A 21,642-nucleotide genomic window follows, 5' to 3' on the forward strand; every position below is an offset into this window, starting at 1 on the left:
CATGATCGTTGTCACCGGAGCCACCGGAAACGTCGGCCGTCCGCTGATCGCCGCGCTCGCCGCCGCGGGCGAGGAGGTCGTGGCCGTCTCGCGGCGCCCGCTGTCCTCCAGCTACCCGGAGGGCGTGCGCCACGCTCAGGCCGACCTGGGCGACTTCACGAGCTTGGGACCCGTCCTGAAGGGTGCCGACGCGTTCTTCATCCTCCTGGCCGGCGAGCTCAACGGCCCCGGGGAGAGCGCGTCCACCCTGCTGGACGTCGCCCGGGACGCCGGGGTCAAGCGGGTCGTGCTGCTGTCCACCCACATCAACGAGACCCGCCCGGATTCCCCCGCGCACTTCCGGCTGCGCGAGTTCGAGGAGGCCGTCCGCACCTCCGGCCTCGACCACACCGTCCTGCGACCCACCGGCTTCGCCTCCAACGCCTTCGCCTGGGCGGAGTCGGTCCGCTCCCAGCGCGCGGTGATGGCACCCTTCGGCGATGTGGCGTTGCCCGTCGTCGACCCGGCCGACGTCGCCGAGGTCGCCGCGGCGGCGCTGCGCGAGGACGGCCACTCGGGCCGCACCTACGTCCTCACCGGCCCCGAGGTGATCAGCCCGCGGACGCAGAGCGCCGCCATCGCCGAGGCCCTGGGCGAGGAGGTGGCGTTCACCGAGCTCACCCGCGAGCAGGCCCGCGCCCACCTGTCCCGCTTCATGCCCGAGGCCGTCGTCGACGGCACCCTGGACATCCTGGGCGAGCCGCTGCCCGAGGAGCAGGAGATCAGCCTGGACGTCGAGAAGGTCCTGGGGCGCCCGGCGCGCCCCTTCACCGAGTGGGTCACCCGCAACCTGCCCGCCTTCCACTGAGCCATTCGAAGGCCTGCCCCAGGCACACCGGACGCCATGTGTGCCTGGGGCAGCATCATGTGATGAGCACTCAGGCCGCGTAGGGGGCCTTGGCGCGCGCCTCCTGGAGCGCGTGGCCCCACCACAGCAAACGGTCGATCATCAGCTTGGCCGCGAGGCGGGGGCCCTCCGGGTCGAGGGGCTGTCCGTCGCCGTCGAACGCGCCCCACGCGTTGTGGAAGCTGACCGTGTCCCGGACGGTGGTGGCGTGCACCTCGGAGAAGACCGGGCGCAGATGCTCGACCGCGCGCAATCCACCGGACAGACCGCCGTAGGAGACGAAGGCGACGGGCTTTGCGTGCCATTCGGCGTTGTACCAGTCGATGACGTTCTTCACCGAGGCCGGATAGCTGTGGTTGTACTCGGGGGTGACGACCACGAAGGCGTCGGCCGCCCGCAGCCGTTCGCGCACCGCCGCGACGGCGGCGGCGACCTCCCCCTGAGGCCGGGTGCCGTACGCGGGCAGGGACGTCGGCAGGCCCGCCTCTTTGAGATCGATCAGATCCGGCTCGCCACCGGTGTGTTCGCGCACGCGCTCGGTGAACCACCTGGCGACGACGGGCCCGAACCGGCCCTCACGGTCGCTTCCCAGGATGACGGCAATACGCAGCGGCTTCTCGGACATGGACGCTCCCAACGGCGTGACCGCGCCGATCGGTCGACCGGCAGGCAACGACGCTAAAAGCTCAAGCAAACTTGAGGTCAACCCGCTCCGGCGCGCTCAGCCGCCCCTCTTCGCCGTCTCCGCATACATGTCGGCGTACTCCTGCGTCGGCACAGCCGCCTCGAACAGCATGGCCCGACCAACTACGAGACAGCGCTCGACGCACCATCGACGATCCTCGCTACGGCCGCACAGTCCGAGTCGGGCGTGTAGGCCTGGACCTCGGCCATTGCGAGGCGAAAGTGGCTGGATCACCGCAGCCTGTGGTCACTTGTTGCTCAAAGTAATCCCGAACGGCAACGGCAGGTGACATCATCTGCGGTACTCGCGGCAGCCCTCCCGCTGTCGGCCCGCCGCGAGAGGGCTGGGCGCACACGCCGAGGGGGAGCCCGCCTCACCTCTGCTCGCCTGCAACGGCCCTACCTGTCCATGCACGACTTGGGGCCGTTCATGACCTGGTATCACCACGGCTGGCTCGCCGGATATGCGTTACCGGCCGCCCTCAGCGCCGGCCTTGCGTGGGTCGGCTTAGCCCGCAATTCCGTTGGCAAGGGCCGACTGCTGGGCAGCTGGAGATCTGCCGGTCTGACGTTGCTGGTTCTCGCTCTGACAGGCGCAGTCGGGATCGCCGCCGGACTGGCACTTCCTCACCTGGCCAAACTGCCTCCGCTCGCCGCGGGCCTGGCCACCGGTGTCACCACCATGCCTCGCAAGAGGCAAGACGATACGATTCAGCCCTACGTCAAGTTCATGACGCTCGGGATCGCCTGGTTCAGGGAACGACTCGAGTACCGCATGCAGCTCGATGCTCGCAGCTGGTGCGACGAGTTCATGGACGGCTTCGAGAAGTCAACGCAGCTCCGTGTGTTCGTACACGAACTCAAGAACTACCTGGTGGACCGGCATCCCTCGCTCACCAAAGCGATCAACGGCCTCTTCGACGCAGCGGACAAGGGCATGATCAAAGCCCTTGAGGTGCAGACGAAGACTGATGAGGCCCGCCGTGAAATCCACATCTCGTGGATGCGGGCGCCGACCGACGAAGAGGTCTATCAGTGCCGCAGCGCCTTGGGTGAAGCCCGCAACCGCTGCGGAGACCTGTTGTTGTACGCCTACCTGCACGGCCGCCGAACAGAACAGGACGAACTTGAGACAATGCGCGCCAAAGCACTGTCCAACGACGCGTTCCACGGTTCAGCACTGCCTCAGCAACGGCAACGGTTCAGCCTCCGCCGAATCCGCCCCTAGCCGCGGAAGCAGACCCACCAGGCGCCCGCGGTTTCGTGATACGGGTCGTCAGCGGGACGCGCTCATCGATGCGCGGGGATGCCGCTTCCACGCAAAGGCGATGACTCTCCGCTGCCCGTTGTCGGCCCCTCTGCGGTGTTTGGGCGGCGGGGAGAAAACCTGATCTCAACGTCGGCCCCCAACGCCTCCGCTGCCGCAGCCAACGTGCGCACCGTCAGGTTTGCGTCACCCGACATGATCTGACTGACCCGACCAGGGCTGACCCCCATGGCCTTGGCAAGATCCGAACGCGACTTCCCCAGCCCTGCCAACAAGCCCGCCAGAGAAGCCGTTGCCTGCCGCGCCAGCTGAGCGCCGGCTAACTCGGCGTTACTCTCACTACGAGCAAAGAAGCTCATGATATGACCCCCAACTCACGTCACTACAGCGGGTGTTGCCGCTGCTTCAAGGATGCCACCTTTAGGTCTAGCTAAACACTCGGTTCCCGCAAAATCTCCCGGTACGGCGGTGCAAATCGCTCCGCCAAAGTGCCTGCGACCTGCGACTATGAGCTTGCCGGTGCAACCGATCCGTGACTGATTCAACGTCACCCCAATGGAGGTATGCGGCTCCGGCCGCGGCCGCGAGGGGGCGGCCAAGCCCCCTGCCGTGACGCCGGTGCCTCCGGTCAGCCGATGCGCCACGCACAGCAACCCTCTGGCCCGGGCGAACCCGTGTGGTGAAGTGCCCGTCAAGGTGACCGCCCGACCGTCCACCCGCCAAGGCGGAACGCACGGCGCGATCCTCGTCGAAGGCCGCTGGTACTGCCCGTCCATGCCCCAGCCCCTCATCGACGCCACCATCGACCTGCACGCCGACCGCATCGACCGCGACACCTGGGTCCGGCTCATCGCAGCCCGCCGCGGCTACCGGCTGATGCCCAAGGAGAACGCCGACGCCGACGGCTACCAGCGAATGATGTGCCCCGCCGAGGCAGGCAAGGCCCAGTGCCCCATCAAGCCCCGCACCCTGGGCCGCGGCATCCACCTCCCCTTGGTCGACCCGGAGCTCAGCCCGGTCGGCCCGCTCAAGGTCTGCCGCCAGCGCACCATCACCATCAGCCCCGAGACCGGCGCCAAACACTGGCAGTCCCTGGAGTACGGCGGCCCGGAATGGCAGAAGGTCTGCTTCCGGCTCCGCAACAGCATCGAGGGGTACAACGGCTACGCCAAGAACCCCCTCGCCGAAGGCATCGAGTCCGCCGGCACCCGCCGCATCCGCGGCATCGCGGCACAGACGATCCTGCTCGCCTTCCAACTGGCCCACGCCAACCGCCGCAAGATCAACAAATGGCTGGACACCCTGTCGCTGGGCGGCGAGCGCCCACGACGGCGCACTCACCACCGCCGCCGGACGAAGGAACCGAAGGCCTGGACCCCGACCGGGCACCTCGCACCCGCCGCCTGACCGGAACACCCCCAGCAGCACGCCATCCGCGAGAAACACAGCCGGCTCGGTCCGTGACATCACTCACGGACCGAGCCGGCTGTACTCATCTGCAGGTTGTGCGGTCCCCACAAACCCGGGACACAACGAGAAACGGGCCCCACCGTGACTTCCGTCACCGGTAGAGACCCGTTTCGTCGGCTTCTCAGAGTGCGCGAGGGGGGAGTTGAACCCCCACGCCCTTGCGGGCACTGGAACCTGAATCCAGCGCGTCTGCCTATTCCGCCACCCGCGCATTGGGTGTGTCCTCCGGCTCCCGGCCCCTTGCGGTGCCGACGCCTTCCGACATGCAGAACATTAGCACGGGCCGGAGGGTGCCTTCACATCCCTTTTCCCAGGCCCGGGGGCCGACTCCCGGGAACCCCCGCCGACCGGCCAGGACCCGCAGCGGGGCGGCCGTGGGCAGCACGGGCCGGTCCCCGTCCCGCGCCCATCGCCACGCCCGTCTCCCTGCCCGTACATACCCCGGTACGTGTCCCTTCCCACAACGTCTCGACGTGTCTCTGTTCACGTATCAACCTCGTACCGGTCCCGCTCATCTCTCCAGGAGAAGGCAGGGTCCACAGCCAGGTGCGGGACACTGGTCTGCAGCCGCCTCTACGATCCATGCCAGGACTACGACCAAGGAGTACGCCGGGGATGCGTTCGAAGGGGCCGTCCGCAGGGAACTCCGCAGGCGTCGACACCCGTCGACAGGGCCGACAGGGGGAACCAGCCGATTTTCCGGCACGTGGATACGATCAGTAAGCAGTACCGGGCGAGCAGTACGAAGAGCAGTACGCAGGACGGCAGCGAAGGAGGAGGTGCCCCATGGGAGTCCTGAAGAAGTTCGAGCAGCGTCTCGAAGGTCTGGTCAACGGCACCTTCGCCAAGGTGTTCAAGTCCGAGGTCCAGCCCGTGGAGATCGCCGGCGCGCTCCAGCGTGAGTGCGACAACAACGCGACCATCTGGAACCGCGACCGGACGGTCGTCCCCAACGACTTCATCGTGGAACTCAGCGCGCCCGACTTCGAGCGCCTGAGCCCCTACTCCGGGCAGCTCGGTGACGAGCTCGCCGGCATGGTGCGCGACTACGCGAAGCAGCAGCGCTACACGTTCATGGGGTCCATCAAGGTCCACCTGGAGAAGGCGGACGACCTCGACACCGGTCTGTACCGGGTGCGCAGCCGTACGCTCGCCTCTTCCGCGAACCAGCAGGCGCCCGCCTCCGCCCCGGCAGGGCGGCAGGGCGGCCCCGGCGGCGGCTACGGCTACCCGCCGGACGCCGCACCCGCAGGCGCCCCTCCCATGCCGTCCGCGCCCCCGGCCGGCGGCCCCGGCGGGGTCTCGCCCTACGGCCAGCGCTCCTCGGGACCGGCCGCGGCCGGCGGGCGCACCCGCTCCTGGATCGAGATCAACGGCACCCGCCACCAGATCTCCCGCCCGACGCTGGTGCTGGGCCGCAGCACCGAGGCCGACGTGCGGATCGACGACCCCGGCGTCTCGCGCCGGCACTGCGAGATCCGGCCCGGGACGCCTTCGACGATCCAGGATCTCGGGTCCACCAACGGCATCGTGGTGGACGGGCAGCACACCACCCGCGCTACGCTCCGCGACGGCTCGCGGATCGTCGTGGGCAGCACCACCATCATTTTCCGGCAAGCCGAAGGGTGAAGCGGGGGCAATGTCAGAGCTGACCCTCACGGTCATGCGGCTGGGTTTCCTGGCCGTCCTGTGGCTGTTCGTGATCGTGGCCGTGCAGGTCATCCGCAGCGACCTGTTCGGTACGCGTGTCACACAGCGCGGGTCGCGCCGGGAGGGCGGCCGGCCGCAGCAGACGGCCCGCCAGGCCGCGCCCCCGCCGCAGCGCCAGCAATCGGGCGGCGGCCGTCAGCGCCGCGGCGCGCCCACGAAACTGGTCGTCTCCGAGGGCTCCCTCACCGGCACGACGGTCGCGCTCCAGGGCCAGACCATCACGCTGGGCCGCGCCCACGACAGCACGATCGTGCTGGACGACGACTACGCCTCCAGCAGGCACGCCAGGATCTACCCCGACCGGGACGGTCAGTGGATCGTCGAGGACCTCGGGTCCACCAACGGCACATATCTGGACCGGACCCGGCTGACCACTCCCACACCGGTACCGCTGGGTGCGCCGATCCGCATCGGCAAGACCGTCATCGAGCTGCGGAAGTAGTACGACAATGAGCGAGCGGAGCGAGCACGCAGCGGCGGCCCACAGCCCGGGCCCCGGCGCGCTCCCGACCGGAGGGTGGGCACCGTGCGGATGTACCCGGAGCCGACAGGCGAGGTGCGCATGAGTCTGTCACTGCGCTTCGCCGCCGGATCGCACAAAGGCATGATCCGCGAGGGCAACGAGGACTCCGGTTACGCCGGTCCGCGCCTGCTCGCGATCGCCGACGGGATGGGCGGCCAGGCCGCCGGCGAGGTCGCCTCCTCCGAGGTGATCTCCACCATCGTCCCGCTCGACGACGACGTCCCCGGCTCCGACATCCTCACCTCGCTCGGCACCGCGGTGCAGCGCGCCAACGACCAGCTGCGGGCCATGGTCGAGGAGGACCCCCAGCTCGAGGGCATGGGCACCACGCTCACCGCCCTGCTGTGGACCGGCCAGCGGCTCGGCCTCGTCCACGTCGGCGACTCCCGCGCGTATCTGCTGCGGGACGGCGTCCTGACGCAGATCACCCAGGACCACACCTGGGTGCAGCGACTCGTCGACGAGGGCCGCATCACCGAGGAAGAGGCCACCACCCACCCGCAGCGCTCCCTGCTGATGCGGGCGCTGGGCAGCGGGGACCATGTGGAGCCCGATCTGTCGATCCGCGAGGTGCGCGCCGGGGACCGGTATCTGATCTGCTCCGACGGACTGTCCGGGGTCGTCTCCCACCAGACGATGGAAGACACCCTCGCCAGCTACCAGGGGCCGCAGGAGACGGTGCAGGAGCTGATCCAGCTCGCGCTGCGCGGCGGCGGGCCCGACAACATCACGGTCATCGTGGCCGACGTGCTCGACCTGGACACCGGGGACACGCTCGCCGCCCAGCTGTCCGACACCCCGGTCGTGGTGGGTGCGGTCGCCGAGAACCAGCACCACCTGCACGACAACGGCATCATGCAGACGCCCGCCGGCCGCGCCTCCAGCCTCGGACGCCAGGTGCCGGGACAGGGCGGCGGGGGCGAGTTCGGCCCGCCCGGCAGCGGCGACACCACCGGATATGTCCCTGCGGGCAGCTTCGACACCTACACCGACGAGGACTTCGTCAAGCCGCGCCAGGGGCGCAGGTGGCTGAAGAGATCGTTCTTCACCGTCCTGGTGCTCGCCCTGATCGGCGGCGGCTGCTACGGCGCCTACCAGTGGACCCAGACGCAGTACTACGTCGGCGCGAACGGCGAGCACGTGGCGCTGTACCGCGGCATCAGCCAGGACCTGGCCTGGGTTTCGCTGTCGAAGGTGGAGAAGGACCACCCCGAGATCGAACTCAAGTACCTGCCCGCGTACCAGCAGAAGCAGGTCAAGGCCACCATCGCGGAGGGCGGTCTCGTGGCGGCCCAGGCGAAGGTCTCGGAGCTGGCCTTGCAGGCGTCCGCGTGCAAGAAGGAGGGCGAGCGCCAGCAGGCGGAGAGCAAGAACGGCTCCAAGCCCGCCACGGGAACCACGAAGACCCCATCGACGTCCAAGGCCACACCGGCGCCGAACCCCTCGGCGTCCAAGTCACAGACCGCACCCACTCCCGCGCCCGGCCCCAGCCTCTCGGAGGAAGAGCAAAAGGTCGTCCCACTGTGCGGTAAGCAGTAAGCAAGCCGTGAGGGGCCCTGTCACACCATGAGCAGCAGTACGAACACGTCGACGCATCACACGTCCACGATCGGCGCGATCGGCGCACCGAGCCGCCGCAACACCGAGCTGGCGCTTCTGGTGTTCGCCGTCATCATCCCGGTCTTCGCCTACGCCAACGTGGGCCTCGCCATCAACAGCAAGGTGCCACCCGGGCTGCTGAGCTACGGCTTCGGGCTCGGGCTGCTGGCCGGTGTGGCGCATCTCGTCGTCCGGAAGTTCGCCCCGTACGCCGACCCACTGCTGCTGCCGCTGGCCACCCTGCTCAACGGGCTCGGCCTGGTGGTCATCTGGCGCCTGGACCAGTCCAAGCTGCTCCAGCACATCAAGCAGGCCGGCGCCGCGGCGCCCCGCCAGCTGCTGTACACCGCCTTGGGCATCGCGCTCTTCGTCGCCGTACTGATCTTCCTCAAGGACCACCGCGTCCTGCAGCGCTACACCTACATCTCCATGGTCGGCGCGCTGATCCTGCTGCTGCTGCCGCTGGTCCCGGGCCTCGGCGCCAACATCTACGGCGCCAAGATCTGGATCCACGTGGGCAGCTTCTCCATCCAGCCCGGTGAGTTCGCGAAGATCGTCCTCGCGATCTTCTTCGCCGGCTACCTGATGGTGAAGCGCGACGCGCTGGCCCTGGCGAGCCGCCGCTTCATGGGCCTGTACCTGCCGCGCGGCCGGGACCTCGGCCCGATCCTCGTCGTCTGGGCGATCTCGATCCTCATCCTGGTCTTCGAGACCGACCTCGGTACGTCGCTGCTGTTCTTCGGAATGTTCGTCATCATGCTGTACGTCGCCACCGAGCGGACCAGCTGGATCGTCTTCGGTCTGCTGATGTCCGCGGTCGGCGCCGTCGGTGTGGCGTCCTTCGAGCCGCATGTGCAGCAGCGTGTGCAGGCCTGGATGGACCCGATGAAGGAGTACACGCTCAGCCAGAAGGGCATCGCGGGGCACTCCGAGCAGGCCATGCAGGCCCTGTGGGCCTTCGGCTCCGGCGGCACCCTGGGCACCGGCCTCGGCCAGGGCCACTCGGACCTGATCCGGTTCGCCGCCAACTCCGACTTCATCCTGGCCACGTTCGGCGAGGAGATGGGCCTCGCGGGCCTCATGGCGCTGCTGCTGATCTACGCGCTGATCACCGAGCGCGGCGTACGCACCGCCCTCGCCGCCCGCGACCCGTTCGGCAAGCTCCTCGCCGTCGGCCTGTCCGGGGCCTTCGCGCTCCAGGTCTTCGTGGTCGCCGGCGGTGTCATGGGGCTCATCCCGCTGACCGGTATGACGATGCCCTTCCTGGCGTACGGCGGTTCGTCCGTCATCGCCAACTGGGCCCTGATCGGCATCCTGATCCGCATCAGCGACACCGCGAGAAGGCCCGCTCCCACCCCCGCCTCCAACCCCGACGCCGAGATGACCCAGGTGGTCCGCCCGTGAACAAGCCCCTGCGCCGGATCGCGATCTTCTGCGGGCTGCTCGTCCTCGCGCTGCTCATCCGCGACAACTGGCTCCAGTACGTCAAGGCCGACAGTCTGCGGACCGATCCGAAGAACCGCCGTGTCCTGATCACCCGCTACGCGACGCCGCGCGGCGACATCATCGTCGACGGCAGCCCGATCACCGGGTCGAAGAAGACGTCGCCCGACAGCCTCAACGACTTCGCGTACAAGCGCACGTACAAGGACGGCGAGATGTGGTCGCCGGTCACCGGCTACGCGTCGCAGGCGTTCGGCGCCACCCAGCTGGAGAGCATCGAGGACGGCATCCTCACCGGCAACGACGACCAGCTGTTCTTCCGCAACACCCTCGACATGCTGACCGGCAAGGAACGGCAGGGCGGCAATGTCGTCACCACGCTGAACGGCGCCGCGCAGAAGGCCGCGTTCGACGGTCTCAAGCAGGTCGGCGGCAAGGGCGCGGCGGTGGCGCTCAACCCGCAGACCGGAGCGATCCTGGCGCTGGCGTCCTACCCGTCGTACGACCCCTCGTCCTTCGCGGGCAACTCCACGACGATCGACTCCAAGGCCTGGACGAAGCTGCAGAAGCAGAACGACCCGAGCGACCCGATGCTGAACCGGGCGCTGCGCGAGACCTACCCGCCGGGCTCCACGTTCAAGGTGGTCACCGCTGCGGCGGCGCTGGAGAACGGGCTGTACACCAGCGCCGACCAGCCCACCAACTCGCCGGTGCCGTTCATCCTTCCGCAGAGCACGACGCCGCTGAAGAACGAAGGCAGCATCCAGTGCAAGAACGTGAACATGCGTGAAGCGCTGAGGGTCTCCTGCAACAGCGTCTTCGGCAAGATCGGCGCCGATCTCGGCAAGGACAAGATGCTGGCGGAAGCGAAGAAGTTCGGCTTCGACTCCGAGCAGTTCGTGCCGGTGCGCGCCGTCGCCTCCAACTTCCCCGAGAAGATGGACCAGGCGTCGACGGCGCTCAGTTCGATCGGGCAGTTCGAGACGGCCACCACCCCGCTGCAGATGGCGATGGTCGCCTCGGCGGTCGCCAACGACGGCAAGCTGATGAAGCCGTACATGGTCGACAAGCTGGAGTCGTCGAGCCTGGACACCCTCACGCAGACCCAGCCGCAGGAGCTGAGCCGGCCGCTGTCCGAGAAGAACGCCCAGATCCTCCAGTCGATGATGGAGACGGTCGTCACGCAGGGCACGGGCACGAAGGCGCAGATCCCGAACGTCAACGTGGGCGGCAAGACGGGTACCGCCCAGCACGGTGAGAACAACAGCGGAAAGCCGTTCGCCTGGTTCATCTCGTTCGCCAAGCTTCCCGACGGCAGCTCGCCGGTCGCCGTCGCCGTGGTGGTCGAGGACGACAACGCACACCGTGAGGACATCTCCGGTGGCGGTCTCGCGGCCCCCATCGCGAAGAACGTCATGGAGGCGGTCCTCAACAGCAAGAAGTGACGCCTGTCACGCCTCCTTCACATCGGTGCACGTTGCGATACCGGTCCTGTATCGGGTGACGGATGCGACCAGGTCACACAGAGCAATCCGGGTACCGTATGCCCGGACAGCACACCGCCGGACCACACGCGGATGTGATCCGGAACGACGGAGAGGGCTGGTAGGAAGCTATGGAAGAGCCGCGTCGCCTCGGCGGCCGGTACGAGCTGGGCCAGGTGCTCGGCCGTGGTGGCATGGCGGAGGTCTACCTCGCGCATGACACCCGGCTCGGCCGCACCGTGGCGGTGAAGACGCTGCGGGCGGACCTCGCACGCGACCCGTCGTTCCAGGCCCGGTTCCGCCGGGAGGCCCAGTCGGCCGCCTCGCTCAACCATCCCGCGATCGTCGCGGTGTACGACACGGGCGAGGACTACATCGACGGGGTCTCGATCCCGTACATCGTGATGGAGTACGTCGACGGGTCCACACTGCGTGAGCTTCTTCACAGCGGCCGCAAGCTGCTGCCGGAGCGGGCCATGGAGATGACCATCGGCATCCTCCAGGGCCTGGAGTACGCCCACCGCAACGGAATCGTCCACCGCGACATCAAGCCCGCGAACGTCATGCTGACGCGCAACGGCCAGGTCAAGGTGATGGACTTCGGCATCGCCCGCGCCATGGGTGATTCCGGCATGACGATGACGCAGACCGCGGCGGTCATCGGCACGGCCCAGTACCTCTCGCCCGAGCAGGCGAAGGGCGAGCAGGTCGACGCCCGGTCGGACCTGTACTCGACGGGTTGCCTGCTGTACGAGCTGCTGACGGTGCGCCCGCCGTTCGTGGGGGACTCCCCCGTGGCGGTCGCCTACCAGCACGTGCGTGAGGAGCCCCAGCCTCCGAGCCTCTTCGACCCCGAGATCACGCCCGAGATGGACGCGATCGTGCTGAGAGCACTGGTCAAGGACCCGGACTACCGCTACCAGAGCGCCGACGAGATGCGCGCCGACATCGAGGCGTGCCTCGACGGCCAGCCGGTCGCCGCCACGGCGGCCATGAGCTCGGTCGGCTACGGCGGCTACCCGGACGACCAGCCCACGACCGCCCTGCGCGCGGACGGCGGCGGCGCCACCACGATGCTGCCGCCCATGAACCCGGACGACGGCGGCTACGGCTACGACGACCGCCCGGACCGCCGCCGCCAGAAGAAGTCGAACACCTCGACGATCCTGCTGGTCGTCGCCGGTGTGCTGGTGCTGGTCGGCGCGATCCTCATCGGCAAGTGGATGTTCAGCGGCCACGGCGGCGCCAACAACGGCACGGCCTCCGTGCCGGGCCTCGTGGGGCAGAGTCTGAGCGACGCGCGGCAGCAACTGACCAATGCCGAGCTCAAGATCGGCACGGTCACCAGGAAGCCCTGCGACAACCAGCAGAAGGGCAATGTCTGCTCCCAGGACCCGGCCGCGCAGGCCCAGGTCGCCAAGGGCAGCGCGGTCAACCTGGTGGTGTCGACGGGTGCGCCGAAGGTGTCGGTTCCGGATGTGGTGAACCAGAACGTGGACGACGCCACGCGGAAGCTCGAGGGCGACGACTACCAGTTCAAGGTCGTGACTAAGACCCAGGAGTCCTCGCAGGCACCGAACACGGTGCTGGACACGGATCCCAAGTTCGGCACGGAGGTGGAGAAGGGCTCCACCATCACCCTCACGGTCTCCAAGGCCGTGGAGACGGTGCCCGTGCCGGACGTGACCGGTCAGACCTGCGACGCGGCCAAGCAGCAGATGCAAGCGAACGGTCTGACGGGCAACTGCATCGACGCGGACACCAGCGACCCGAACCAGGTCGGCAAGGTCATCGGGACCTCACCAGCGGCGAACAGCCAGGTCAAGAAGGGTTCACCGGTCGCGATCCAGGTCGGCAAGCAGGCCCAGAACAGCCAGGTGCAGGTCCCGGCCATCGTGGGGCAGAAGCTCTCGGACGTCAGGAACATGCTCCAGCAGGTGGGTCTCCAGGTCGGCAACATCACCGGCTCCCAGGACCCCAACGCGACCGTCGTGGGGTCGAACCCGGTCCCGGGCTCGCAGGTCCCGCAGGGCACCCAGGTGAACCTGCTGACCGCCGGGGGCGGAGGGAACAACGGCGGTGGGAACAACGGCGGGAACAACGGCGGCGTGTTCGGCGGGCTGACCGGCGGCTGAGGGAACCGAGCCGTTCCACGACTGAGCCCCGGCCCCCCTGCGCAGGGGGGCCGGGGCTCAGTCGTGGGATCACGGGCTCGGGGGCTGGTTCCGGTTCAGCGCAGCTCCGGCGGAGGCGTCCGCTCGCTGTCCACCTTCTGCACACGTACCAGCTCGCCCCACACGATGTAGCGGTATTCCGATGTGTAGACGGGGGTGCAGGTCGTGAGCGTGATGTAGTGGCCCGGCTTCGTCACGCCCGCCTCCTTCGGCACCGCGGTGAGCACCTTCACGTCGTACTTCGACGTCTGGGGGAGGATCGCGAAGACCTTGTAGACGTACCAGTCGTCCTTGGTCTCGAAGACGACCGGATCGCCCTTCTCCACCTTGTCGATGTTGTGGAACTTCGCCCCGTGCCCGTCGCGGTGCGCGGCCAGCGCGAAGTTGCCTGCCTTGCCCGTCATCGGAAGCGTGGCCTTCACGGGGTCCGTGTAGTAGCCGGCCACGCCGTCGTTGAGCACGTCCGTGGACGTGCCCTTCTCGACCAGCACATCGCCGTTGTGCATCGACGGCACATGCAGGAAGCCGATGCCGTCCTTGGTGTCCAGCGCGCCCGGCCCGGTGTCCTTCTGCGCCGCCCAGTGGTGGCGCACCTTGTCGCCCTGCCGGTCGGCCTTGCGGTCCGCTATCACGTTCGTCCACCACAGCGAGTACACGACGAACAGGCCGAGCACCAGCCCCGCCGTGATGAGCAGTTCCCCGAGGACGCTGACCGCCTGCGCGATCCGGCCGCGTCCGCGACCTCGGGGTACGGACGAGGAGTGGGAGCCCGGCGACGGCGCGTCGGTCCACTCTTCCCGGTCGGTGGTCACTCCCACTGCTTCTGCCTGTCTGTTCCAGGTACCTTGCGCGATTAAAGGAGCGCGTCCGGCTTGCCCTTGCTGCGCGGGCGCTCCTCGACCATCTTGCCCCAGACGATCAACCGGTACTTGCTGGTGAATTCGGGGGTACAGGTGGTCAGTGTGATGTAACGGCCCGGCTCGGTGAAGCCGGACCCCTGGGGAATGGGGTCGAGCACCTTCGTGTTCGACGGCGACGTCACCGGAAGGGTGGACGTCATCTTGTAGACGTAGTAGTCGTCCTGCGTCTCCACCACGATCGGGTCGCCCGGCTTGAGAAGGTTGATGTACCGGAACGGCTCGCCATGGGTGTTGCGGTGGGCCGCGAGTCCGAAGTTGCCCGTCCTGGCGTCCGGCATCGCCGTCTTCAGGCTGCCCTCTCCGTAGTGCCCGACCATGCCCTTGTCGAGAACCTGCGTCTTGCTGGTGCCCTCCGCGATCGGCGCGACCACGTCCAGCTTCGGGATGTGCAGGATGGCGAAACCCTGGCCGGGTGCGAACGCACCCGGTGCCCGCTTGCCGTTCGCCCAGTCCTGCTGCAGGTGCCGCGCGGCGCTGCCCGCCTCCGCGTGCGCCCGCACATTCGACCACCACAGCTGGTACGTCACGAACAGCAGCATCACCACGCCGGTGGTGATGAACAGCTCACCGATCACCCGGCTCACCAGGACGCCCGCGCTGGGCTTTTGGGCGCGTGCCGCCCGCCTGGCCTCCATACGTGATCTGGGGGCCTCCTGGGCCCTTCCAGCGGGCTTCCCGGCCGTCCCTGGCCCGTTCCCCCGCCGTCCTCCGTGCTTGCGGGCCGCCTTGCGTCGCGCGGCACGGCCGCCGGGCGTGGAATCGGTGGTGTGAGGCGCCTGCCTGGCCTCCTCGGCCTCCGGGACGCGCAGTGCGACGGTCTCGTTGTCCACGAGGCCCGGTTCGCGGTAGGAGGCGCCGGTGTGGGCTCCGTACTCACCGTACTCGCTGTACTCGCTGTACTCGTTGTAGCCGCCGTAGCCGCCGTCGTACGGGACGGCAGCCGTCGCGTCGTACGGCGGCTGCTGCTGCGGTTGCCGTGGCCGCGGCAGATGCCCGTAGGGCTGCCCCGCGTGCCCGGCGCCACCGCTGTCCGCGGGGTACGGGCCGTTTTCGGACCACTGCTGCCCCTGCTGCCACACGCCCGGGTCCCCGTGCGGCTGCTGCCCGTACGGGGATCCGGCTGGCGCGGCGCCCCGGTAGGCGGCGCCGCTCTCGCGCTCGGGGCGCAGCGCGGTCACGCCGAGGACCTGCCCACCACCGTGGCGAGCCCCGCCGACCTCGCCACGGCCCCCTGGTCACCGCACTCCGTCAGCCAGTTGGCCAGCATGCGGTGGCCGTGCTCGGTGAGCACCGACTCGGGGTGGAACTGAACGCCCTCGACGGGGAGTTCTCGGTGCCTGATGCCCATGATGATGCCGTCGTGCGTGCGTGCCGTGACCTCCAGCTCGGCCGGCACGGTTGCGGGCTCGGCCGCCAGGGAGTGGTAGCGGGTCGCGGTGAAGGGGGACGGCAGTCCGGTGAAGACGCCCTTGCCCTCGTGCTCGACCAGGGAGGTCTTGCCGTGCAGCAGCTCGGGCGCGCGGTCGACCACGCCCCCGTAAGCCACCTGCATCGACTGCATACCCAGGCAGACGCCGAAGATCGGGACGCCGGTGGCGGCGCAGTGGCGCACCATCTCGATGCAGACGCCGGCCTGCTCGGGGGCGCCGGGACCGGGCGAGAGGAGCACGCCGTCGAAGCCGTCCTGAGCGTGCGCCGTGGACACCTCGTCGTTGCGCAGCACCTCGCACTCGGCGCCCAGCTGGTACAGATACTGGACCAGGTTGAAGACGAAGCTGTCGTAGTTGTCGACGACGAGAATGCGCGCGCTCACTGGTTGTCCACCGTCACATCGTTGAAGGGGAGCAGCGGTTCGGCCCAGGGGAAGACGTACTGGAACAGGGCGTAGACCACGGCCAGCACCAGGAAGACGGAAATCAGCGCCCTCACCCACACGTTGCCCGGCAGATGCCGCCAGATCCAGCCGTACATGCTGTCCCTTCCGTCTCACCACGGCACAGACTCCCGCCGTACACCACCAGACTAACGGCGCAGCGCCGCGGGTTTTCCTGCCTCCACGGGCCCTGTGGAATCGAGGTGCCCCCAGACGATCAGCCGGTGACTGTGCCCCCATTCGGGATCGCACGTGGTCAGCGTCAGATAGCGGCCTGGGCGCGTATACCCGGACTTACGTGGCACAGCGTCGATTACTTCAACGTCCGTGGGCACGGTTTTGTATGGGCCTTTGTCGATCCGATACGTGTACCAGGTGGTCCCGTCCGTGAGGACGACCGCGTCACCGGGCCTCAGCTCGGGGAAGTCCTTGAAGGGATCGCCGTAGGTGCGCCGGTGGCCTGCGACCGCGAAGTTGCCCTCCTGCCCGAGCTGGGCGGTGCCCGTGTAGTGACCGAGCCCCTTCTGGAGGGTGCCCACGGCCGTGTCCTCGAGGACCGGCTTGTTCCACGTGAAACCGAGGCGCGGGATGTACATGACGGCGAACGGCTTGCCGGCGGCGTACGGCGCGGGTTTCGGGGGGCTCGCCGGGCCCTGGGACGGGGCCGCCTGCCGCACCGTCCCCTGGGACCACTGCCGCTGGAGCTGGTCGATCTGGTCGCTCATCGCGCTGTCGGCCTTCACCCCGGTCCAGAACAGGATGTAGACGACGAAGAGCACGATCAGGGCGCCGACGGTGATGCACAGTTCGCTGACGGTCCTGACGATCACGCGCACAGGCACGGCCCCCCAGCGGCAGCTGTTCCCGGGGTCTACTCCACGGGCTTCGCGTAGTGCAGATCCACTGTGCCCGAGTAGCCGGGAAGAGTCACCGTCCCGTCGTCGGTGACCTTCCAGCCGAGCCCGTAGACGTTGACGTACACCATGTAGTTCTGGATCGCGGGGGAGGCGGCGAGCGCCTGCTGCAGCTTGTCCGGGTCCCCGATCGCGGTGATCTTGTACGGCGGCGAGTAGACGCGGCCCTGGAGGATCAGGGTGTTGCCGACGCAGCGCACGGCGCTGGTGGCGATCAGCCGCTGGTCCATGACCTTGATCCCCTGGGCGCCGCCCTGCCACAGGGCGTTCACCACGGCTTGCAGGTCCTGCTGGTGGATGACCAGGTAGTCGGGCTGCGGCTCGGGGTAGCCGGGCAGCTTGGCGGTGGCGTTCGGCGGGGCGTCGTTGAGGGTGACGGTGACGGCCCTGCCGGTGAGCTTCTGGGTGCCCGCGTTGCCCTCCAGGGCCGTCAGGCGGGCCTCGTCGGCCTTGCTGATGCCGCCGCCGGTGCGTTTGGCGAGAGCCTCTACCTGGTCGCGCAGCGCGGCGTCGGACGCGTCGAGCCGGGCGTTCTTGTGGCTGCGGTCCTGGATGAGGTCGGAGAGCTTCAGCAGCGAGGAGTCCGTGCGGATGTTGGTGCCCCTGGCCGTGTTGAAGCTCGTGATGAAAAGGAGACCTGCCAGGGCGAAGACGCCCGCGGTGAGGACACGGCCGGGCCTGAACCGGCCCGTACGGGGGGAAGGGGACTCCGTCTGCGGGGTACCGGGACCCTTTTCGGGGGAGTCGGCAGTATTGCTCAACGTACCCTTATCTCCTTCGGCGCCGCGGAAGCACTACGCTAACGGACGCCCGGGGGAGTGCTCAGTGTCCCCTTGTACCCTGCCCCGGAGCCCGACCCAGTTCCCTGCGCGGCCACGCAGCGCATCGACAGGAGAGACCCTCGTGCCGAAGTCACGTATCCGCAAGAAGGCCGACTACACGCCGCCGCCGTCCAAGCAGGCGACGGCCATCAAGCTGAACAACCGCGGCTGGGTCGCGCCCGTGATGCTGGCCATGTTCGTCATCGGGCTCGCCTGGATCGTCGTCTTCTATGTGACCGACGGCTCGCTGCCGATCCACGCCCTGCGCAACTGGAACATCGTGGTGGGCTTCGGGTTCATCGCGGCGGGGTTCGGCGTCTCCACCCAGTGGAAGTAGGGCCCTCCGCCCGTTGGCGGCCGGCTCTGCCCATGCCCCTGCGCTAAGTTATCCACAGCCTTGTCCACAGAGGCGTCGGTCGGTGGAAAAAGAACGACGATCTGTGGATAACCCGCTGAGCATTGACGCTGGTATGACGGAATCACCAGCCTCCGCAAACCTGTTCGCCCCCTGTCCCACCTGGGAAAACTCCGGTCGGTGACAGGGGGCGCGGTTATTCTCACCTGCGTGTGCACGATCCGCCGAGGACTGTGGACAACGCTGGGTACAACCTCGGGCTACGGCCTGTGCACATCGGCCGATCAGGTGAGCTGGGCCGTTCTGAGCACCGTCATGACCACGACGAGGGCGAGCACCAGCGCGCACACCCCGTACTGCACCAGGGCCCGCCGTTCACGCGGGGCGTGGACCATGGCGTAGCCGACGACGACGCCGCCGACGAGCCCGCCGATATGGGCCTGCCAGGCGATGTTGCCCCAGCTGAAGGTGAAGATCAGGTTGATCACCAGCAGCGCGATGACGGGACGCATGTCGTAGCGGAGCCGTCGCATCAGCACGGCGGTGGCCCCGAAGAGCCCGAAGATGGCCCCGGACGCGCCGAGCGAGGGCTGGACCGGGTCGGCGAGCAGATAGGTGAGCGCGCTGCCGGCCAGCCCTGAGGCGAAGTAGAGCGCGGTGTAGCGGGCCCGGCCGAGGGCCGCCTCCAGCGGGCCGCCGATCCACCACAGGCTGAGCATGTTGAACAGGATGTGGACGTAGTTGGCGTGCAGGAACATCGAGGTCAGCAGCCGGTACCACTGGCCCTCCGCGATGCCCTCGAGCGGGCCGAAGCCGGAGAACCGGGCCTGTCCGACCAGCTCGAAACGGTTGGTGAAGTCGCTGCCCATGGAGAGCTGGACCAGGAAGAAGGCGAGGTTGATCCCGATCAGGATCTTGGTGACCAGCCGGGGGTCGGCGGTCATGGTGCCGCCCGCGAGCGTGCGCGGCCGGGAGGCGGCCGCTGAGCGCGCCGTGCCGCCAGAGCCTCCCGTACGGGCGCAGTCCGGGCACTGGAAGCCGACCGAGGCGTTGACCATGCACTCCGGGCAGATGGGGCGCTCGCAGCGGGTGCAGCGGATACCGGTCTCGCGATCCGGGTGCCGGTAGCAGCCCGGAAGCTCGCGCGCTCCGTGCGGTTCCTCGTTCGGCGGGCCCTGCGGCGGGCTGCCGGGAGCCTGGTCCATGCGGTCCCCTCACTCTCCGTACGACGGGGTGCCCCGCCCTTCCTTGGACGGACGGGCGGGGCGCTTTTGTTCCCTCGTGCGGGGTGCCCCGCGGGGCTCAGCCCTCGCGGGTCTCGACCACGACCGACTCGATCACGACGTCGTTGACCGGGCGGTCCGTACGCGTGGTCTGGGTGGCGGCGATCGCGTCAACGACCTTCTGGCTGGCCGCGTCGGCGACCTCGCCGAAGATCGTGTGCTTGCGGTTCAGCCAGGCCGTGGACGCGACCGTGATGAAGAACTGCGAGCCGTTGGTGCCCGGCCCCGCGTTGGCCATGGCCAGCAGGTACGGCTTGTCGAAAGCGAGGTCCGGGTGGAACTCGTCCTCGAACTGGTAGCCAGGGCCGCCGGTGCCGTTGCCCAGCGGGTCACCGCCCTGGATCATGAACCCGCTGATCACCCGGTGGAAGACCGTGCCGTCGTAGAGCTTCTTCGTGGACTTCTCACCGGTGGCGGGGTGGGTCCACTCACGCTCGCCCCTGGCGAGCTCGACGAAGTTACGGACCGTCTTGGGCGCGTGGTTCGGCAGGAGCCGGACCTCGATGTCGCCGTGGTTGGTCTTCAGGGTGGCGTACAGCTGCTCAGCCACGATCTGCCTTCCGTTGTCCTCTGTGATTCCCTGATCCTCGCACGGCACGCGGCCCGCTCGCGGGAGCACCGGAGCGGCGCACCGTCGGCGGAGCTGTGCGCGCTCAAGACGCGCTCAAGGCACATTCACGACGCGGTCAGGACCCATTCAGGACCCGCTCAGGACGCGAGGAAAACCGGACGAGTCATCCCGTCACGGAAGCGGCGGGCGGCGATCCGTGGCATTGTCGTCGACAAGCTCCTGTTGCCCCGTATTCAACCGCTTTCGCAACCGTCGGCGTCGTCCACCGAGCGCCCATGACCCGGATGTGACCCGGATGCCCGTCGTCGCATGCTCGAGGGCTCGGCGAGAGGCATGATCCGTAAAAGGCGGGAAAGTCGAATTACCGTACGCCACCGAGGAGGAGGAACCCGTGACCCGCATCGACAGCGTGCGTGCCGCGTCCGGTTCGGCGAAGGACAGCGTGCTGCATGCCGCGGAAGTGGTGGCGCCCTACGCCGACACGGCCAAGGACAAGGCAGCCCACTACGCACATGAGGCGCGCGTCCGCCTCGCACCCAGGGTGTCGCAGGCCGCTGAAGAGGCGCGTATCCGCCTCGCACCCAAGATGTCGCAGGCCGCCGAGCAGGCCCGCGTCCAGTACGACGCCCACCTCGCGCCGCGCCTGGAACAGGCCCGGACTCATGTGCCGCCCCGGGTGGACCAGGCGGCCCAGGACGCCGCCGCCATCACCCGCAAGGCGGCCCGTCAGGCGGCCGAGTACTCCCGCCCCCGCATCGAGCAGGCGGTCGCCGCGGCCGGCCCGGCGCGCGAGGAGGCGACCGCACGAGGAGCGGCGGCGCTGGCCGCACTGCGCGGCCAGGTCTCACCGCGGCAGATCCAGAAGCTGGTGCGCAAGCAGCAGCGGCGGGCCAAGGCGGGCCGCATCGCCAAGGGCCTGGCGATGGTGGGCGTCCTGGCGGGCGGCGCCTTCGCCGCCTGGAAGTGGTGGGACAAGCAGGCGAACCCGGACTGGCTTGTCGAGCCTCCCGCCGCGACCGACGTCCCGCCGGGCGACCGTCTGGCGTCGGTGGACGGCACCGGGCCGAGCGTCCTGGACCCCGACGTGGAGGCGAAGCAGGCCGAGGACGACTCCACCGACGACGACAACCGCCCCTGAGCCCCGGCCGGCCCTCCAACCTCCACCTCACCGGTCAGCGACCACCCGCGGGGCGGGAGACGTGTGGTCTCCCGCCCCGCGGTGATGTTTCACGTGGAACGCCGCAGGCTCTCAGACACACCGCTCATCCACCGCACGGCGTTCGCTTCTTCCCCTGTGATGACATTTGCAACGCACTATCTGTGCAAGTTCCGTGGAGACTTCACTTACGGAGCGCAGTTTTCCATTTACGCACCTCGAGTGCCGCACCCTACTCAAGTCACCTCGAATCTGCCCATTTCACGCCACACGCCCCGCGAACCACACCGATCACCGGTACGGCACGCCACGGACCGCTACCTCGCCCAGGAGCCCGTGCAAACGAATGCAACGACTGCAAATCTCTTGATGTGCCCCAAACGCACCAGGGAGGCGCCAGGGTGTGACACGACCCACGTCACCAAAGGCGGGCCGACCGTCGGCGCGGTCGTCGCAGCCCTTGCGTACGGGCCAGGCCCCCCGACCAAGCGGCCACAACTACGCGCACG

The 21,642-nt window shown here is 68.5% G+C and carries 21 protein-coding genes and 1 tRNA gene; 11 read left to right on the top strand and 11 right to left on the bottom strand.

Annotation, left to right across the window (positions count from 1 at the left end):
* The first annotated feature begins 1 nt into the window (after window position 1).
* Window positions 2-847, top strand: a complete 846-nt coding sequence (locus ABZ845_RS19020) for an NAD(P)H-binding protein (RefSeq protein WP_360980762.1) — start codon at window positions 2-4, stop codon at window positions 845-847.
* A 70-nt stretch (window positions 848-917) separates the two neighbouring features.
* Here the strand turns inward: ABZ845_RS19020 and ABZ845_RS19025 are convergent, their stop codons facing one another.
* On the bottom strand, window positions 918-1,511 hold the full coding sequence (locus tag ABZ845_RS19025; protein WP_360980765.1) for an NAD(P)H-dependent oxidoreductase: 594 nt from the start codon (window positions 1,509-1,511) through the stop codon (window positions 918-920).
* 489 nt (window positions 1,512-2,000) lie between these two features.
* On the opposite strand from ABZ845_RS19025, the gene ABZ845_RS19030 reads away from it, so the two are divergent.
* The gene (locus ABZ845_RS19030; protein WP_360980768.1) at window positions 2,001-2,798 is read left to right on the top strand and encodes a hypothetical protein; all 798 of its coding nucleotides are present in this window, start codon (window positions 2,001-2,003) and stop codon (window positions 2,796-2,798) included.
* Window positions 2,799-2,860: 62 nt separating this feature from the next.
* On the opposite strand, the gene ABZ845_RS19035 is transcribed toward ABZ845_RS19030, so the two are convergent.
* Window positions 2,861-3,196, bottom strand: a complete 336-nt coding sequence (locus ABZ845_RS19035) for a helix-turn-helix transcriptional regulator (protein WP_360980771.1) — start codon at window positions 3,194-3,196, stop codon at window positions 2,861-2,863.
* 337 nt (window positions 3,197-3,533) lie between these two features.
* On the opposite strand from ABZ845_RS19035, the gene ABZ845_RS19040 reads away from it, so the two are divergent.
* Window positions 3,534-4,244 (top strand): hypothetical protein, encoded by a 711-nt coding sequence (locus tag ABZ845_RS19040; RefSeq protein WP_360980774.1) that lies wholly within the window; start codon window positions 3,534-3,536, stop codon window positions 4,242-4,244.
* A 190-nt stretch (window positions 4,245-4,434) separates the two neighbouring features.
* Here ABZ845_RS19040 and ABZ845_RS19045 read toward each other — a convergent pair.
* Window positions 4,435-4,518: transfer RNA gene (locus ABZ845_RS19045), tRNA-Leu, on the bottom strand.
* A gap of 575 nt (window positions 4,519-5,093) precedes the next feature.
* On the opposite strand from ABZ845_RS19045, the gene ABZ845_RS19050 reads away from it, so the two are divergent.
* From ABZ845_RS19050 to pknB, 6 genes are all read left to right on the top strand, one after another.
* On the top strand, window positions 5,094-5,936 hold the full coding sequence (locus tag ABZ845_RS19050) for a DUF3662 and FHA domain-containing protein (protein WP_360980777.1): 843 nt from the start codon (window positions 5,094-5,096) through the stop codon (window positions 5,934-5,936).
* 10 nt (window positions 5,937-5,946) lie between these two features.
* Window positions 5,947-6,459 (top strand): FHA domain-containing protein, encoded by a 513-nt coding sequence (locus ABZ845_RS19055; protein WP_360980780.1) that lies wholly within the window; start codon window positions 5,947-5,949, stop codon window positions 6,457-6,459.
* 120 nt (window positions 6,460-6,579) lie between these two features.
* The gene (locus ABZ845_RS19060; RefSeq protein WP_360980782.1) at window positions 6,580-8,079 is read left to right on the top strand and encodes a Stp1/IreP family PP2C-type Ser/Thr phosphatase; all 1,500 of its coding nucleotides are present in this window, start codon (window positions 6,580-6,582) and stop codon (window positions 8,077-8,079) included.
* A 27-nt stretch (window positions 8,080-8,106) separates the two neighbouring features.
* A complete protein-coding gene (locus ABZ845_RS19065; protein ID WP_360980783.1) occupies window positions 8,107-9,543 on the top strand; it encodes an FtsW/RodA/SpoVE family cell cycle protein in 1,437 nt (478 codons plus the stop codon).
* Window positions 9,540-11,027: a penicillin-binding protein 2 gene (locus ABZ845_RS19070; RefSeq protein ID WP_360980785.1), complete on the top strand. Its 1,488-nt coding sequence runs from the start codon at window positions 9,540-9,542 to the stop codon at window positions 11,025-11,027. Before ABZ845_RS19065 ends, ABZ845_RS19070 begins: the two co-directional genes overlap by 4 nt.
* A 170-nt stretch (window positions 11,028-11,197) precedes the next feature.
* Entirely contained in the window at window positions 11,198-13,201 is a 2,004-nt protein-coding gene (pknB, locus tag ABZ845_RS19075) for a Stk1 family PASTA domain-containing Ser/Thr kinase (RefSeq protein WP_360980788.1), read from the top strand.
* A 95-nt stretch (window positions 13,202-13,296) separates the two neighbouring features.
* Here the strand turns inward: pknB and ABZ845_RS19080 are convergent, their stop codons facing one another.
* The 6 genes from ABZ845_RS19080 to ABZ845_RS19105 are packed head-to-tail and all read right to left on the bottom strand — an operon-like array spanning window position 13,297 to window position 17,708.
* Window positions 13,297-14,058, bottom strand: coding sequence for a class E sortase (locus ABZ845_RS19080; protein ID WP_360980791.1), 762 nt, complete (start codon window positions 14,056-14,058; stop codon window positions 13,297-13,299).
* 35 nt (window positions 14,059-14,093) lie between these two features.
* Window positions 14,094-15,338 (bottom strand): class E sortase, encoded by a 1,245-nt coding sequence (locus tag ABZ845_RS19085; RefSeq protein ID WP_360980794.1) that lies wholly within the window; start codon window positions 15,336-15,338, stop codon window positions 14,094-14,096.
* Window positions 15,335-15,973: an aminodeoxychorismate/anthranilate synthase component II gene (locus tag ABZ845_RS19090; RefSeq protein WP_360980797.1), complete on the bottom strand. Its 639-nt coding sequence runs from the start codon at window positions 15,971-15,973 to the stop codon at window positions 15,335-15,337. The genes ABZ845_RS19085 and ABZ845_RS19090 overlap by 4 nt, the downstream gene beginning before the upstream one ends.
* Window positions 15,970-16,131, bottom strand: a complete 162-nt coding sequence (locus ABZ845_RS19095; protein ID WP_360980800.1) for a hypothetical protein — start codon at window positions 16,129-16,131, stop codon at window positions 15,970-15,972. Before ABZ845_RS19095 ends, ABZ845_RS19090 begins: the two co-directional genes overlap by 4 nt.
* Window positions 16,132-16,182: 51 nt before the next feature.
* Window positions 16,183-16,869: a class E sortase gene (locus ABZ845_RS19100; protein WP_360980803.1), complete on the bottom strand. Its 687-nt coding sequence runs from the start codon at window positions 16,867-16,869 to the stop codon at window positions 16,183-16,185.
* A gap of 35 nt (window positions 16,870-16,904) precedes the next feature.
* Window positions 16,905-17,708: a DUF881 domain-containing protein gene (locus tag ABZ845_RS19105; protein ID WP_360980806.1), complete on the bottom strand. Its 804-nt coding sequence runs from the start codon at window positions 17,706-17,708 to the stop codon at window positions 16,905-16,907.
* A 142-nt stretch (window positions 17,709-17,850) separates the two neighbouring features.
* Here ABZ845_RS19105 and crgA point away from each other — a divergent pair, with 142 nt between their 5' ends.
* Window positions 17,851-18,105: a cell division protein CrgA gene (gene crgA / locus ABZ845_RS19110; RefSeq protein WP_360980809.1), complete on the top strand. Its 255-nt coding sequence runs from the start codon at window positions 17,851-17,853 to the stop codon at window positions 18,103-18,105.
* Between the two features lie 302 nt (window positions 18,106-18,407).
* Here the strand turns inward: crgA and ABZ845_RS19115 are convergent, their stop codons facing one another.
* Window positions 18,408-19,328, bottom strand: coding sequence for a rhomboid family intramembrane serine protease (locus ABZ845_RS19115; protein WP_360980812.1), 921 nt, complete (start codon window positions 19,326-19,328; stop codon window positions 18,408-18,410).
* A 97-nt stretch (window positions 19,329-19,425) separates the two neighbouring features.
* On the bottom strand, window positions 19,426-19,956 hold the full coding sequence (locus ABZ845_RS19120; protein WP_360980815.1) for a peptidylprolyl isomerase: 531 nt from the start codon (window positions 19,954-19,956) through the stop codon (window positions 19,426-19,428).
* A gap of 412 nt (window positions 19,957-20,368) precedes the next feature.
* Between ABZ845_RS19120 and ABZ845_RS19125 the strand changes: the two genes are divergently transcribed.
* Window positions 20,369-21,115, top strand: coding sequence for a DUF5324 family protein (locus ABZ845_RS19125; RefSeq protein ID WP_360980818.1), 747 nt, complete (start codon window positions 20,369-20,371; stop codon window positions 21,113-21,115).
* Window positions 21,116-21,642: the final 527 nt, after the last annotated feature.

It is taken from the genome of Streptomyces sp. NPDC047022, from assembly GCF_040644155.1.
Classification (GTDB): Bacteria; Actinomycetota; Actinomycetes; order Streptomycetales; family Streptomycetaceae; genus Streptomyces.